The sequence below is a fragment of the Gluconobacter kanchanaburiensis NBRC 103587 genome (genome assembly GCF_007988905.1).
In the GTDB taxonomy this organism is placed as follows: Bacteria; Pseudomonadota; Alphaproteobacteria; order Acetobacterales; family Acetobacteraceae; genus Gluconobacter; species Gluconobacter kanchanaburiensis.
In genome coordinates this window covers 101,985-117,811 of sequence record NZ_BJVA01000008.1, presented here as the reverse complement: position 1 = coordinate 117,811, position 15,827 = coordinate 101,985, and the positions used below count along the sequence as shown (strand labels likewise).

General features: G+C 58.8%; 12 protein-coding genes. 9 read left to right on the top strand and 3 right to left on the bottom strand.

Annotated elements, in window-relative coordinates; genetic code table 11:
- The first annotated feature begins 260 nt into the window (after nt 1-260).
- Together GKA01_RS08300 and GKA01_RS08295 are read left to right on the top strand one after the other, a co-directional pair.
- Nucleotides 261-2,456 (top strand): TonB-dependent receptor, encoded by a 2,196-nt coding sequence (locus GKA01_RS08300; RefSeq protein ID WP_167506338.1) that lies wholly within the window; start codon nt 261-263, stop codon nt 2,454-2,456.
- A 16-nt stretch (nt 2,457-2,472) separates the two neighbouring features.
- On the top strand, nt 2,473-3,684 hold the full coding sequence (locus GKA01_RS08295) for an MFS transporter (RefSeq protein ID WP_167506337.1): 1,212 nt from the start codon (nt 2,473-2,475) through the stop codon (nt 3,682-3,684).
- A 453-nt stretch (nt 3,685-4,137) separates the two neighbouring features.
- On the opposite strand, the gene GKA01_RS08290 is transcribed toward GKA01_RS08295, so the two are convergent.
- Nucleotides 4,138-5,439, bottom strand: a complete 1,302-nt coding sequence (locus GKA01_RS08290; protein WP_194265865.1) for a Zn-dependent hydrolase — start codon at nt 5,437-5,439, stop codon at nt 4,138-4,140.
- Nucleotides 5,440-5,449: 10 nt separating this feature from the next.
- Nucleotides 5,450-5,878, bottom strand: coding sequence for a VOC family protein (locus GKA01_RS08285; RefSeq protein WP_146861356.1), 429 nt, complete (start codon nt 5,876-5,878; stop codon nt 5,450-5,452).
- Between the two features lie 177 nt (nt 5,879-6,055).
- On the opposite strand from GKA01_RS08285, the gene GKA01_RS08280 reads away from it, so the two are divergent.
- Together GKA01_RS08280 and GKA01_RS08275 are read left to right on the top strand one after the other, a co-directional pair.
- A complete protein-coding gene (locus GKA01_RS08280; protein WP_146861353.1) occupies nt 6,056-6,931 on the top strand; it encodes a LysR family transcriptional regulator in 876 nt (291 codons plus the stop codon).
- Nucleotides 6,932-7,112: 181 nt separating this feature from the next.
- Nucleotides 7,113-8,441 (top strand): CapA family protein, encoded by a 1,329-nt coding sequence (locus tag GKA01_RS08275; protein ID WP_146861350.1) that lies wholly within the window; start codon nt 7,113-7,115, stop codon nt 8,439-8,441.
- A 7-nt stretch (nt 8,442-8,448) separates the two neighbouring features.
- Here the strand turns inward: GKA01_RS08275 and GKA01_RS08270 are convergent, their stop codons facing one another.
- On the bottom strand, nt 8,449-9,339 hold the full coding sequence (locus GKA01_RS08270; RefSeq protein ID WP_141353836.1) for a LysR family transcriptional regulator: 891 nt from the start codon (nt 9,337-9,339) through the stop codon (nt 8,449-8,451).
- A gap of 287 nt (nt 9,340-9,626) precedes the next feature.
- Here GKA01_RS08270 and GKA01_RS08265 point away from each other — a divergent pair, with 287 nt between their 5' ends.
- Genes GKA01_RS08265 through GKA01_RS08245 form a run of 5 tightly spaced genes read left to right on the top strand, consistent with a single transcriptional unit; the run spans nt 9,627 to nt 15,818 of the window.
- Complete coding sequence (locus tag GKA01_RS08265) at nt 9,627-12,101, top strand: TonB-dependent receptor plug domain-containing protein (RefSeq protein ID WP_408870558.1); 2,475 nt, start codon at nt 9,627-9,629, stop codon at nt 12,099-12,101.
- Nucleotides 12,102-12,151: 50 nt separating this feature from the next.
- Nucleotides 12,152-13,393: an MFS transporter gene (locus tag GKA01_RS08260; RefSeq protein ID WP_146861347.1), complete on the top strand. Its 1,242-nt coding sequence runs from the start codon at nt 12,152-12,154 to the stop codon at nt 13,391-13,393.
- The gene (gene pxpB / locus GKA01_RS08255) at nt 13,390-14,031 is read left to right on the top strand and encodes a 5-oxoprolinase subunit PxpB (protein ID WP_146861344.1); all 642 of its coding nucleotides are present in this window, start codon (nt 13,390-13,392) and stop codon (nt 14,029-14,031) included. Before GKA01_RS08260 ends, pxpB begins: the two co-directional genes overlap by 4 nt.
- Nucleotides 14,028-14,999, top strand: coding sequence for a 5-oxoprolinase subunit C family protein (locus GKA01_RS08250; RefSeq protein WP_146861341.1), 972 nt, complete (start codon nt 14,028-14,030; stop codon nt 14,997-14,999). Before pxpB ends, GKA01_RS08250 begins: the two co-directional genes overlap by 4 nt.
- A 54-nt stretch (nt 15,000-15,053) precedes the next feature.
- Entirely contained in the window at nt 15,054-15,818 is a 765-nt protein-coding gene (locus tag GKA01_RS08245) for a LamB/YcsF family protein (protein WP_146861338.1), read from the top strand.
- Nucleotides 15,819-15,827 lie beyond the last annotated feature (9 nt).

Sequence of the window (15,827 nt, the reverse complement as noted above, 5' to 3'; positions counted from 1 at the left end):
GCCGCGCCGTCGCGACTTTAAAGAAAGGCGGATCCATGATGTCCAACGACAGATCACAGCACAGCAGACCTCTGCGGACCCTTCTTGGTTCCGCTTCTTTTCGTGCGACGCTGCTCGCTTTTGTTGCTATATCGCAACATGACGCCTATGCGGCGGAAGCGGCTTCGCCCCGTCACAAAAACAGCCGCTCCACGCAACCCATCCCCCATCGGAACGTCGAACGGAGCTCAGTGAAAACCTCAGTCAAAAGCCCTGTTCCGATGACGGCTTCCCGACCCGAGGAAATCCATGTCAGCGGCCAGAATCGCAGACATCAACTGCTGCACGTCGCGCAGTCAGTCTCAACCTATTCCGGCGCGGAACTGCGTCAGCTCAATGTCACAAAGACCACTGATCTTCTGGGCATGACGCCCGGCCTGTACATGACGACCAGCAAGCTCTCGCCGTCGCAGGAATCCACTCAGCTCGTCATCCGCGGCGTCGGCACCAATGCCCAGCTCGAGCCTGCTACCGGCATCTACGTCGATGGCGTCTATATGCCCGCACTCGATTTCGACGTGGGATTCATGGACCCCGAGCGAGTCGACATCTACAAAGGGCCACAGAACACCCAGTTCGCACGCAATGCCGAAGCAGGTGTCGTCAGCATCGTGACGACACCCCCGGGAGAACATACTGTCAGGCGCGCACGCGTCGGGTTGGACAGCTTCGCCACCCTGACCAGCCAGCTTTATCTCAGCGGTCGCATCGCCCGGAACCTGTATGGCTCCATCATCGCTGATTACAGCCGATCTGACGGCTATATCAAGAACAACGGCAAATCCAAATTCCCCCTGACCGATCCGTATTTCCCCAATCAGGACCTTCTTGCCCTTTACGGATCGCATATCAAACTCAACCGTTATACGGGCATCGAACAGAAGGGCGGCTTCCGGACCGACCTGCGTTACAAACCAACCCAGAGACTCGAATTTCGTCTTGTCGGCGACTATCACCGCGACAACGGCAACCAGAATGGCGCCGGTCCGCTGGATAGCTGTCACTGCTATACCGTCAACGGCGATCTGGCCTATCAGGCGAACAGCGTCAATTACGGTGCGGCCTTCATCGCCAGCTATACACTCCCTTATGTCAAGCTTTCGACCATCACATCCTGGCGGGAGTCACGTTCCGACGTTCCGCTGGACTTCGTGGGCGACTCTCGCCTCCAAAACAATCTGCAAGACATCTATTCCGAACAGCAGTCCAAGATGCAGGAATTCCGGATCGAGTCCGTTGGACAACGGCGCCTGACCTGGAACGCAGGCTTCACGGCCTACAAGGATCGGGAATACACAAACAGATTCTATATGCTGTCCGATCTAGATTCCCCCGACGGCACCCAGCATTCGCTCTATTCCGGGATCTGGAACTCACAGATCGTCTCCCTGCGCCGCACGGGTTACAGCGGCTACGGTGAACTGGCCTATGCGATCACGCCTCGCCTGCATCTGACGGCAGGCATCCGGTATCTGTGGGAAGACACCAGTGCCTCGGGGCTGGAACGCTACGTTATTCCGGCCAATAACGTCCTGTCTGCACCACTCTCCAGCCTGTCCTCATGGGGCGGCTCCTTCAACACACCCGCCCTCAGTGAGCGACGCTGGAACAGGGCTCTGCCGTCAGCAACGCTGCGCTACGATCTGGCGCCGTCGTCGTCCGTCTATCTGCGCTACGCACAGGGATACAAATCCGGGAGCTACCAGAAGGCGCCCGTTATCCCGAGCGACGTTTCACCTGTCCTGCCCGAAACCACCGACACATACGAAATGGGGATCAAATCCCAGCTCAACAAGAAAATCCTCGTCGAGCTTGCAGGGTTTGACACCGAGCTTCACAACCAGCAGGTGGATTCCACGGTCGTACGCAACGGCATCACCTCCAATGCCATCACGAATGCAGGTGCCAGCCGTATCACCGGCTTCGAGGCCAATCTCGACTGGCACATCACACCGCGTTTCGACGTCGACGCGAACGCGGCTTACACACCCAGCCGCTTTCTCGACTACGTGATCCATCCGGGATCGGGCAGGGCTGCCGTGGTCCGCACCGGCTCGGCTCTTCCCAGCACACCGGACTGGACCGCCAATATCCGCGGCGCCTACACGCTCCCGCTGAGTAAAACCCAGAGCCTGATGTTTCAGGCGAACTTCCGATGGGTCAACAGCACCTATGTCGGGACGAATGCGACCTCTGCAGACCCTATTCTGCACATCCCATCCTGGAACCAGCTCGACCTGAAGGTGATGTATCGCGGCCGGCGCTGGTCAGCGTCACTGTACGGCAACAACGTCCTGAACCGTTATATCGTCCTCTCGAAATTCAATACCTTCTTCGCCCTGCCATCAGGAAACTATATTCACGACGTCGTGGCGCCTCCGGCCAATGTCGGCTTTGATGTCACGGCGAATTTCTGAGCGGAGGGGGAGCAGGATGTCAGCGATTTCCCCGTCACGCGCGGTACAGAGCATTATTGCGATCGCGATCTTCGCGGGGCTGGCCAATGCCAGCCTGCTCTGTGCGCCCGTGATCGCCACCCAGTTGATGACGCAACTGACACTGAGCGCACAACAGGTCGGGTTATTTTTTTCCATGGAGTTCGCCGGATACTGCATCGCAGGACTGGCGGGACAATGGCTCCTGCCACGCCTGTCCTGGCACATGATCGTCCGGGCAGCCATTGTCATCGTGGTTCTGGCCAATCTCTGTGCTGTCATGCTCCTGCATCAAGGGTCATCGCTATGGTGGAACCTCCTGCTGCTGATCCGACTGACCGGCGCGTCCGCCAGCGCAATGCTGGGTATCGTCGCAATGAGTAGCGCGAACCGCCATCCCGAGGCCGGACGGGCCTATGGGTTTTATATTCTCGGACAATGCGTAACGGGAGTCATCGGGCTCGCCATTCTGCCCCCTCTTTTCATGCACTGGGGCGTCAGCGTCTATTTCATCTGTATCACAGGCCTTTTCCTACTGGCCGCCTTCATGACACACCTGCTCGACAACGGCATGAACAGCCGGCAGACGACAGCATCCCTAAAAACCAATAAAGGACAGGGACATCCCTTTCCCGTAGCCCTGCGGCGGGCAGCGGTTCTGCTATTCTATATGGGACTGAGCGGCATCTGGACCTTCTCGGGCGCATTAGGACAACGGGTGGGGATTTCCTCCCTGCACGGAGGCATCCTGCTTTCTGTGGCGGCGTTCTCCGGCGTTGTCGGATCGGCGCTGGCCGCCTGGTACGGTGGACGCAAAACCGGTCCGGTATCGCGCAGGACAGGCAGAGCCCTTATCGTGGGTTACGCTCTTCTGATCGGAGCACTTCTGGCGCTGACCGTTCCTCTCGGCCAAGCCTATGTCACGGGACTCATCGGCTTCAAATTCGCCTGGACCTTTGTCGTTCCCTTCATTTTCGCAACTGCCGGAAAACAGGACAGAAATGGAGAGATCGTCGCCGAAATCAATCTTCTCGCAGGTCTGGGGCTTGCTGTCTCCCCATGGATCGCAGGACAAATCGTCGCGGCCGGCAGTCTCACCCTGCTGCTTCTGGCGGAAAATATACTGTTGGTCCTATCAGGACTCAGCGTTTTCTTTCTCAGAATCTATGACGAGCCCAGCGTAGGTGAAGCTGTCTTCATGGACGACTGATCCGAAGAATTCCTGTCAGAAAAGAGCCCCTCTCGACGCATCGCCGCAAAACTCCGCGCGACATATTAAATCCAACGCAATCCGGCCCATGGTCTCCACCGCATACAGAGTAATAAATGCGGATACACACAGAGCGACGGCATCACCCACTATCAGGACAGTCCGATTTCATGATTGGGCTGGTCCACCGGAGACAAAGAGACGGAGCTGGATGCCACTGTCCTAGTGGTGCTCAACGGCTGCCAGGACGTGGTGAACTTCACCCTGCCGGAAACACGCAAAAAAGTCTGGAAACTGCTACTCAAACTGATCGGGCGTGACCCTGCCCCCAAGCGGCTACATGCGCCGAACTGCACATTGTCAGCGCAGGGAAGGGTCATAAGATGTTACGGAATTCGACCTCGTAACCCTTCCCATACGATCCTGAATGATGGGCCTGAAAAGCTCCGTCATTCAGGTCTCAGATCCTGCCCGTTTGCGCAGAAGGTGTTCCAGCAGGCGCACCCCCTGCATGAAATCATCCATCTCCATGCTTTCATCCGGGTTATGGCTTCCATTGCGGTTGCGCACAAACAGCATTTCCGTAGGCACACCCTGCATGGCAAATGTCGCCGCATCATGTCCGGCACCGCTTGCCATCGAAACGAAAGGAATATCCAGCGACGCTGCCAGAGTCCTTGCGTCGGCCTGCAACGCCGCGTCCATCACGGCGGGCGCACTGCGGGTCCTTGGTCCCAGTTCCACCCGAACATGATGGTCCCGTTCAACACGAAGCGCCTGTTCGATGACCAGTCCATTCATCCGTTCGAGAAGCGCTTCATCCCGGGAACGGATATCAATCACAAGCTCCAACCTTCCGGCAACCGCCGCAAAATTCGCCTGTGTCTCGTCGGTCCGGCAGACGCCGAACGTCAGGGTCATCTCTTCTCCCTGAGCTTCCGCTTTTATCCAGGCATCATGCAGAGCAGTCATCATGCTGGCTCCGGCCATCACCGCATCTGAACGGAAACAACGCGGCGTCGCCCCGGAATGGGCATACTGCCCATGAATGACGGCCGAGCGATACCGCGTGCTACCGCAAATCCCGGTCACGATCCCCACCGGAACATCCGCTTCCAGGAGAACAGGCCCCTGCTCGATATGCAGTTCGACGAAACAGTCGATTTTCGCGGCATCCAGAACCGGCGCCTTTCCGCACAGATCGGGACTGGCGCCGCAGTCCTGCATATGATACCGCAGGCTCAAACCATCGTCGCTTCGCGGGGTTTCGAGCGCGGAAGACTCAAGCAGTCCGAAAGCCGTTCGGCTTCCCAAATAGGACAGTGGAAACCACACACTTTCTTCCGCGCGTGTCACGATCAGCGTCGTGTCCCGCTCAGGCCGAAAACCCGCTTTCGCCCAGGCGCAGAGCACCAGAAGACCGGCCACGGCACCCGCCGCCCCATCAAAATTTCCGCCACATGGAACAGTATCGAGATGCGACCCCGTCATGACGACTGAAAGGGTCCGGTCGCGGCCGGGAAGCGTCAGATAAAGATTGGAAGCCCAATCACGACGCACCTCCAATCCGTATTGCGCTGCCACCTCCATGAACAGGGCATGGGCGAGATTTTCTTCCCGTCCGTAAGACGGCCGCGTCATGCCACGGCCGTCAAAACCGATCTCATGCAGACGACGGAAAAGATGGCACCCGAGATCGACATCCGCCACAGGCCCCGTCATACGGTCTGCTTCGGCCTGGCTGAAACAGGACATGAGCACTCCTTTACTGCTTGGCGAAAAGCTGCTGCATGTTGGCAAAAGCTTTGAATTCCAGCGCATTCCCTGCCGGATCGCAGAAAAACATCGTCGCCTGCTCGCCCGGCAATCCCTCAAAACGGATCTGAGGTTCCATTCCAAAAGGAATGCCATGACTGCGAACACGCTCCGCCAGAGCCTTCCAGTCTTCCATGTCCAGAACAACGCCGAAATGAGGGATAGGCACGTTATGTCCGTCTACGGCCCCCGCACCTCCTTCACCGCGACCGCGACAGGCATCGGGGATCAGATGTGTGACAATCTGGTGCCCGTATAGATCAAAATCGATCCAGGCTTCCGTACTCCGCCCCTCGGTGCATCCGAGAACAGTTCCGTAAAAGGTCCGGGCGGCTGCAAGATCATTGACAGGAAATGCGAGATGAAACGGATTAACCATGACTGCACCATGACTTTTCTGGAAAAATCCGCTGATATCATATTCGCTGTCGTAACAATCATGCGAATATATGACTTCAGAAGAAGGTAAATCCGATGTCTGATATCTTTCGCTGCGTTATGCTGTGCGATCCGGTCGCCTTCCGACTGCCCCAACAGACCCTTCGGAGATCCAGTCATGGACACCCGCTTCCTCGAAAGTTTCCTGATCGTCATCGAACAGGGGTCGCTTGCGGGGGCGGCACGCCAGCTCCGCCTTACCCCTGCCAGCGTCGCCCAACGGATCCGCACCCTCGAAGACGAAATAGGCTGCCCAATCGTCCAGCGCGACGGGCGTAACGTCCGCCCAACGGAACAGGGTCTGGCCATCATCGAACAGAGTCGCGCGATCCTCACGAGCGTCCGGGATCTGTGCGCCATTGCCGCGAGTGACAAACCCGTCGGGACACTGAGGATCGGCGCGATATCAAGCGCGGCGAACGGCCTCCTCCCCCCCTATCTGAAACGCTTTTTCGAATGTTTCCCCGAAATCGAACTGCATATTACCCCCGGTTCCTCATCCGGGCTGCATAATGCGGTTCTGGACGGCAATATCGACGCAGCGTTCATCGTAGAGCCACCTTTTGAAATTCCAAAAACTCTGGTCTGGCAGACACTCCGGTCCGAGCCTTTGGTCGTGCTGGCCCCGGAAGCCATTCGGGAAACGGACCCCCACGAAATTCTCCGAAACCATCCTCTGATCCGCTATGACCGGATGCAATGGGGCGGGCGCCTCGCTGACGAATATCTGCGCAAATCAGGAATCTGGCCCCATGAACGCCTTGAACTCGACTCACTGGACGCCATTGCCATCATCGTCAGTCAAGGAACAGGTGTCTCGCTTGTCCCTGACTGGGCACGTCCGTGGCCCGCAGGCGTCCATCTGAAAAAAATCCCGCTCCCAGCCTCTGCTCCCTGCCGAAATCTGGGCTTTCTGATCCAGCGGAACTCGCCGCGTCTCAGACTATTCAACCGCCTACTCGAAATTCTGCAGAAGCCTCTTCCTGCCTCCTAAGAGCCAATAGTTTTACCCTTATTCTCGAGAAGAACGGTTTTTCCTTATCGTGAAAATGGGAAAACCATCACTGGAAAAAGTCTCTTGAAACTGGACACATTATGCATCTTCGATAACCATACCGGCACAGAAATGCTTTTCTCAAAGCACCAATTTTTCAACTAATTTTCCGGACCGCCTGATGAAGATCTGCCTGACGGGTGACAGTATTCTCTTTCGGCAACTCAACAGCCGCACTGACCCGGGACTGTCGCCCCTTTTCGACATGATCCGCGCTTGCGACGTTTCGTTCACCAATCTTGAACTCGTCCCCAATGACTTCATTGGCGATCCAGCCCTCGATATGGGAGGTACGCATTTTGGCGCCTCATCCCGGGTTCTGGACGAACTGAAAGAGGCAGGTTTCGACCTTTTTGCGGCAGCAACCAACCACTCGCTGGATTACAGCATCTCAGGCCTGCGCAAAACACTGGACGAACTCAACCGCCGGAATCTGCGTCACGCCGGGATCGGCCTTCATCTGGAAGATGCCAGACGCCCAACATATTTTACACATCCTACAGGTACGGTCTCCATGCTGTCCTGCACTTCCACCTTCGCCAGAGGACAGGAAGCAGCCATGCAGACGAGCGTGATGCAAGGACGTCCCGGCATCAACCCGTTACGCTACAGCACGATGCACCACGTTTCCGCCAATGAGATGACATCCCTGAGGGAAATCTACCGGAAATTGGGATTGCAGCGCGTCAAAGACGACAAAATCCAGCTTGGTTTTGCCTTTCCCGCCCCAGACGGAGTTCTCGCCTTTGAAAACCTGAACTTTCAGGTCGGTCAGGAAACGAAAGTCACCACCACCCCCAACCCGACGGACACGCAGGCCCTGCATCGCTGGATCGCAGAAGCACGAATGGTTTCCGATACGGTCATTCTGAGCATTCACGCGCATGAAAGCGGCTATAACGCCAGCGGAGAACTGGACGTGGAAATTCCGGCGGATTTCCTCGTCACAGCAGCCCGTCAGGCGATCGATGTCGGTGCGGATATTGTTGCCTGTCATGGACCACATCTGTTGCGGGGCCTCGAAATCCATAACGGCAAACCGATCTTTTACAGCCTGGGCAACTTCATAGGGCAGAATGAGCTCGTAGAGCGCCTCCCGATCGAATCCTATATGGCGAACCGCGTAAGTCCCGACCTGACGCCCCATCAGCTCTACAAGGCCCGCAGCAACAACGACGCGAAAGGTTTTCCAGCCGAGACACGCTTCTGGGAGACCATCATGCCGATCGGCACCTATCACAACGGAAAACTACAAAGTCTGGAGATCCATCCGGTCACGCTTGGTCTGGGTCAGGCGGCCCACAGGCGCGGGGTGCCCTCTCTGGCCCACGGAGAAGAAGGGCGGAAAATTCTGGAAAAATTTGCTGCTCTGTCCACGCCCTTCGGGACCGGCTTTCAGAAGAGCGGAAGCGAGGATGACCCGGTACTTCTGTGGCGCGCCACAGCCTGAAGGCCTTTCAGGATATGCGTGACTGAGGGGGGATATTGCTTCGGGACGCCTCATCCAGATGCCGGATCAGGACTTTGCACCCCTCGGTCATTCTGCCACGCAGGGTCATGACCCCCACTTCCCGCCCGATCTTCTGATCTCCCAGCGGTAGAATGCGGATATTCGGCACAACGCTGACCGCGAAGATATAGGGCACAATCGAGCACCCCATATTATTGGCAACCATTTGCAGGATCGTGTGAAGTTCTTCAGTCTCGATGACCTCATGCGGAGCAATGCCCTGCGTTCTGAGGAACCGATCGAGCGTACGTCCTCCAAATGAACGGCTATCATAACGAATGAATGGCTGTTCCTCGAGGATCCGCCGCCAGTCCGCCCCTTCGACATGCGCAGGAACGACCATGACATAATCCTGCTGCACGACAGGGTGCCACTGCATGTACGGCATCAACCCGAAAGGCGGTCGCACGATCAACGCGGCATCGAGTTCACCCGCATCCAAACGATCGAGCAGCCCCATGGAAATCCCCGGAACAATCCGCACTTTCAGATCCGGGAGTTCAAGATGCAAGCCTGCAATGGCCGGAGCGAGCAGGCTGGTCTGCACAGTTGAAATGGCGCCCACCCGCAGTAGTTCGGCCCCTGGCCTGAGCCGTGCAGCCCCCCGTAACGCCTCGAAAGACGAGAGGATATCGTCCACCTGACACAGGATGAGGCTCCCCGCCGCCGTCAGCGTTACGGACCGGCCCGTGCGTTCGAAAAGATCGTAGCCGAGCTCTTCTTCAAGCCGCCGGATCTGGGCGCTGATCGCCGACTGCGTCACCCCGATCGCCTTGGCTGTTGCGGCAAAACTCTCCGTCCGGGCAGCAACGACAAATGTTCTGAGTTCGGGAATCATGACTCGACAGACACAAAAATTTTCTCTCGTTAAAACTTTTGCTCATTTTTTTTGTCCATTCAAGCACTGCCCGCGTCCCTGCAGCCAGCGAGCATAGGATCGAAACAATCTGTTTCCCGCACAATTCAGCAGATAAGAAAAATCTGTTCCTTGAGAAAAACATTTTAGTTGTCGTTCCGTTATATGTGTGATTTGCTCATGAAAAGCATATATTCGGATGACCAGCCGCATACAGGCCGGAAAAGGGGATGCCCATGAGCAAGTGTTTTGGACCTAAGGCTTTCCTGATGTGTGGCGCGGCCCTGAGCTCGCTCGTGCCGTTCTGTCCGCCCGCACAGGCCGCCTCCGCCAAAGCGACGACACAGGCACAGTCCGCGCACAAACCGCACCGACGGGTCGTGAATTCCTCTGCACGCGTCATCGCGTCGCCTGCCAGACCATCCCCTCGCAGGACATCCATCATTTCGAGATCGGATCCGGAAGAGATGCGCGTCACCGGGACGGCTTCCACCGGCCAGTCCGTGATGAACCCGTCCACCCCGGTTCACGGCACCACACAGGTTACGGTTGTGTCCGGCAGCCAGCTTCTGGCTACAGGACAGACCAATGTCATGCAGGCCCTCGCCCAGGCCTCGGCATCCATTACGTCCCCGCCACAATCCGGCGTCGGAAACAGTGGCTTTATCCAGACCATGCAGCTTCGCGGCCAGTCCGCCGATGACACGCTAATCCTCGTTAACGGACATCGCCGCCATATCGGCGCAAATTTCAACGCCAATGCCGGTCCGAACTGGGGCACCGAACCCACCGACATCTCCCTGATCCCGATTTCGGCGATCGATCATATCGAAGTCATTACCGAAGGTGCATCTGCCCTTTATGGTCAGGATGCGCTAGCAGGCGCCGTCAATATCGTCCTCAAGCAGCGCACCCATGGCGGCTCCATCAATTTCCAGAACAGCGGCTTCTATGCCGGTGACGGACAGGCGCTGAACGGTTACGCGGACTGGGCCACAGCACTAGGCAAAAACGGAGGCTATCTCGATCTGGCAGCGCAGGTCACCCATCAGCTTCCCACCAATCGCAGCGGCCTTTTTGTTGGACAGCTCTATCCGGTCGGCGATTCCCGCAACGAAACAGCAAGCCGCGATGTGCAGCGCGGCCTCGGAATTCCGAAATCGACGCTGGAAACCATCAGCGAAAACATGGCGATCCCGCTGAACGAAAACCTGAGCCTCTACAGCACTTCGACCTTCAGCCATCGCAAGGCTCATGTTGCCGAGACTTACCGCAGCGCCGGAAACAGCCTGACGAACATCAATCTCTGGCCCAATGGCGCGCAGCCCTATATCGGGATGGATCAGTACGATTTCGAAACAGATAACGGTATCAAGGCCCATAAATTCGGTTTCGCCTGGGACGCCTACGTCAATTACGGACGTGACGATCAGGCCTATTCCACCCTCGACAGCAACAACATATCTCTGGGTGACGCCAGCCCGCGCGACTTCTATGATGGCAAGACCATCACGTCCCAGCTTTCCACAGGCCTGCGCGGATCACGCTTCTTCCACACCTCATGGCTACCCAAGCCGATCGCCCTGCGTTTTGGCGGAGAATACCGGCGTGACACCTTCCAGATGACGGGAGGCGAAGAAGCCTCCTGGACCGGCTTAGGCGCAACCGATCATGCTGGTAACGTCCCGCTGGCCGTAACCAATCGCGGACGTGACATCTATGACGGCAACGTCAATCTCGATTTCTACGTCACCAAAAAATGGGAATGGTCCCTGGGTGGCCGTGCGACGAGCTACAGTCATCTCGCCACTGTAACCACCGGCTCGATCGGAACCCGCTACAACTTCAATAAACACTGGGCCATCCGCGCCAGCATCAATACCGGCTACCGCCCGCCCACACTGGGCCAGACCTATTATTTCTATAATGCACCCTTTGCCAACTACGCAGTGGACCAGCTTCCCAACAGCAGCGCCGCCGCAAAGGCGCTTGGAGCAGGTCATATCAAGGGTGAATATTCCCGCAACTACACCATCGGCATCGATGCCAGCCCCCTCAAGGACTGGAACGTCACAGGCAATCTTTACTACATCGCGATCAACGACCGTCTGGCCAGCACAACAACCCTCGGTGGTTCAGGTGTTGCCGACATTCTTGCCGCATCCGGCCTGAATAACGTGACCTACGCATCTTATTACACCAACCCCGTCAATACCCAGACCTTCGGTGGAGACATCGACACCAACTACACCCTGCACACCAAACGCGCCGGTACGTTCCGCTTCGACTTCACGTTCAATTACTCCGACAACGAAATTCGCAGCCGCAACAAGACACCTACCGTTCTGGCAAACATGGGCCTGTCCACGTTCAACACTTATGCCGAAGAGATGCTTCTGCACTCCGCGCCCAAGAACCGTGAAAACCTCACGGTCAACTGGAACTACGGCAAGTGGAACGTCATGGTGCAGGAACAGCGCTACGGCTCCATCATCTTCCTCGCCAGTCCGACCGCCGCTCCAATGGAACAGCGCCCGGCCTTCCTGACCAACATGTCCGTCAGCTACAAGATCCTGCCGAAATGGAGCGTCACGGTAGGCGCAAACAATCTCGGCAACAAATATCCGACCCGCGTCCCCAAGGCGACCGCAGCACCACTCTTCAACGAATACAAATACGCCTACTACTCGCCTTACGGCTTCAACGGCGGCATGTACTATATCCAGACCGGTCTGACTTTCTAAGATTTTTGCAAAAAAGACCGACTAAGATCCACCGGAAAGAGGCGCATTTCTTGCAGACAGTTCCAGAAGATCGCCGGCCTTTCCGGTTCGTCATATACGCCCTCACCATCGCCATGTGCGTGATCTGCTACGGAGACCGGGCCGCCCTGTCCGTAGGCATGCCCCAGATCGCCCATGAATTCGCCCTCACACCAGGGGAAACCGGCTGGGTTCTCTCCAGCTTCCTCTGGTCCTATTTCATCCTCAACCTGCCCAGCGCGATCCTTCTGGACCGCTTCGGCGTAAGGATCATCGGCGCGGCCGCCGTAGCCCTGTGGTCGCTCGCCATGATCCTGGGCAGCCTGACCGCCACCGTCCCAGCCTTCATCGCCACGCGGATCCTGCTAGGCATCGGAGAAGCCCCCACCTTCGCACTCGGCAACAAAGTCGTCCGTGCGTGGGCTCCCCTACACGAACGCGGCCTGATGATGACTGCCTTTATCGGTGGCATCCCCATCGGGCTGGCCTGCGGTGCCGCATCGGGCGGCTGGCTGATTGCCCATTATGGCTGGCGCCCAGCGTTTTCGCTGCTCGGCGCACTGGGCCTAGTCTGGTCCGTGGTCTGGCTCCTGACCCATCCGCGCCCGGCACGCGGCACACAGGCCTCATCCTTTTCCCTGATTTCGGTGCCGACCCTGTTCCGCTCCTCGGCTTTCTGGGGCATCGTAATCGCGCAGTGCTGCGCCAATTACGCCAACTTCCTGCTGATGTCCTGGCTGCCAATCATCATGCGCCAGACCCTGCATCTCGGCACCGCCCAGTCTGGAGCGTACACAGCCTACTGCTATGTCGGCGCGGCCATTCTCTCGATCACGGCAGGAAAGGTTGGCGAAACGCTCGTTCGCGGATCTAACCTTTCTCTGGGAGGACGGCGCAGGGTCGTGTGCCTGTATCTCGTTCTAGCCTCTTCCATGGGGTTTCTACCGCTCTGCGAAACGGCCACGACCATCATTCCGCTCCTCGCCGTCTCCATGGCTTTCATGGCAGGCGGCACGGGAGCCAACATGGCCCTTCTGGCGGACCTGCTTGTGGAAGATGAAGTCCTCGGTTCCGCGACCGGCCTGACCCTGACCTTCTCCAACGGTCTCGGCATTCTGGCCCCGGTCATGACGGGGTACCTGCTTCAGGCCACCGGCAATTTCCACGGCGTTTTCTACATCACGGGCGTCATCATCCTGTGCGGCGCGCTAGCCGCTGCCCTCCTTCCCCGTCGGCCATTCCATGGCCGTTCCCAACCGGATCAAACCGCATGACCCGTATCCACATGGCAGGCGCGGGCGGCCTCCTGCTGGACGCCGCCGACGGCCCGTTCAGCGACACGACACAGCGCCGCATCTGGGCCACCAGCCGCGCGCTCAACCCCCGGCCGGACGTCCTGCAGACAATCCCCGGCGTCAATAACCTTCTCGTCACGTTCGACGCCGTACAGACTGACCCTTCCGTCATGGAAGAGCTGCTCCGGACCGTCTGGACACAGGCCTCTGCCGAAGAGGTGCCGTCCCGCGAAATCGTGGTGCCGGTCGTCTATGGCGGTGAATTCGGTGAAGATCTGGCGCTCGTCGCCCGCTTCGCCAACCTGACGGAAGAGGAAACCATCGACGCCCACATGGCCAGTCGCTACAGCGTCGCCGCCATCGGCGCCATGGCGGGTTTCGTGTACCTGACCGGACTGGACCCGCGTCTGGCCATCCCCCGCCGCGACTCCCCGCGTCTGCGGGTAGAGGAAGGGGCTGTGGTCATCGGCGGCGGCCACGCAGGCATGATGCCCTGCACCTCGCCATCGGGCTGGCATATCCTCGGCCGGACGGATCTGTGCCTGTTCGACGCCTTCCGTCCCGAGCCCGGCCTGCTGCGCCTGGGCGACACCGTCCGTTTTGTGAGGGCCTCATGATCGAAATCCTGACCGGCTCCTCCCTCAACACCATTCAGGATTTCGGCCGTCCTCACGCCATGGCCATGGGCGTGGCGCAGGGCGGCGCCATGGACCGTCTGGCCCTGAGCCACGGCAACCTGCTTCTCGACAATCCGGTGGACGCCGCCGGGATCGAGATCGTGTTCTTCCCTTTCCGCGTACGCTTTCACGCCGAGACATCCTTTGCCGCCACCGGTGCCGCCTGCCCCGCCACGCTGGACGACCTGAAACTCCCACGCGACTGGGCCATCACCGCCAGACCCGGCCAGACTCTGACGCTCCGCGCGCCGGAACAGGGCGCCCGCGCCTATCTGACGCTCCGGGGCGGTCTGGACATGCCCCCGGTTCTGGGCGCGCGTTCGACGGATCTCAAAGGCGGCTTCGGCGGCCTTGAGGGGCGCGCCCTTCAGAAAGGCGACCGCCTCTCCTGCCTCGCAGCCTCCACACTGCGCCTGCCCGCCGCAGGCTACGGCCTCACGCGCCCCTGCCCGCTTCCCCCGGCAGACGGCACCCGGATCCGCGTCCTGCCTGCCGCCGAACACGACGTCTTCACGCCCGAAAGCCTGCAAACCTTCCACTCCGCAGCCTGGACCCTGACCCCCAGCGCAAACCGCATGGGCTATCGGCTCGAAGGGCAGAACGTTCTGAAACTCTCACGGCCGCTCAGCCTGTTTTCCCACGGCATCCTTCCCGGAACCGTTCAGGTGCCGCCCGCGGGCCAGCCGATCATCCAGATGATGGATGCCAATACCTGCGGCGGCTATCCCAAGATCGCCACCGTCATTGCGCCGGACCTGCGCCTGCTGTCCCAGACAGTCGTCGGCACACCTGTCCATTTCGAAACCATCACGCGCGATGACGCGGTGCAGATCATCCGGCGGGAAGCTGCGGAGTTGAGCCGGCTTGCTACCGAAATCGCCACACTCCGCACACAGCTCGTTTTCTGATGCCCCATCCTGTTTTCACGGCCCTGTTTTTCCATGTCCGGGAGTTCTGACACCATGACCGCCAAAACCATCGACCTGAACGCCGATCTGGGCGAGAGCTTCGGCCATTACACAATGGGCAATGACAGCGCGATGCTGGACATCGTGACCTCCGCCAACGTCGCCTGCGGCTTTCACGGCGGCGACCCGGAAGTCATGGCCGAGACCTTCCGCATCGCACGCGAAAAAGGCGTCTCCGTGGGTTCCCATCCCGGCTTCCCGGACCTGTGGGGCTTCGGACGCCGCGTCATGCCCTTCACACCCGCCCAGATCGAACGGATCGTGGCCTACCAGATGGGCGCGGCCCAGGCCCTCGCCACCTATTCCGGCCACCGCATGACCTACATGAAAACCCATGGCGCGCTGGGTAACCTGACCGAACGCGATCCCGCCGTTGCCGAAGCCATCGTCAATGCGGTCAAGGCTGTTGATCCGAACCTCCCCATCATGGCCATCGCCCTGAGCCATCTGGACCGCATCGGACGCGAGCGGGGCCTGACCGTGTTCTCGGAAATTTTCGCGGACCGCGCCTATACGGAAGACGGGCATCTCGTGTCGCGCAAGGAACCGGGAGCGGTCTTGCATGACGCCGATTTCGCAGCCGCCCGCGCGGTCAGAATGGTTCAGAACGGCGCCATTGAGACCATCTCCGGCAAAATGCTGCCGACACGCATCGATACGATCTGCGTCCATGGCGACAACGCGGAATCCGTGGACGTCGCGCGCAAGGTCCGCGCGGGCTTCGAAGCTGCCGGCATTGCCCTGCGCGCCCTGACCTGAAGCAGACCG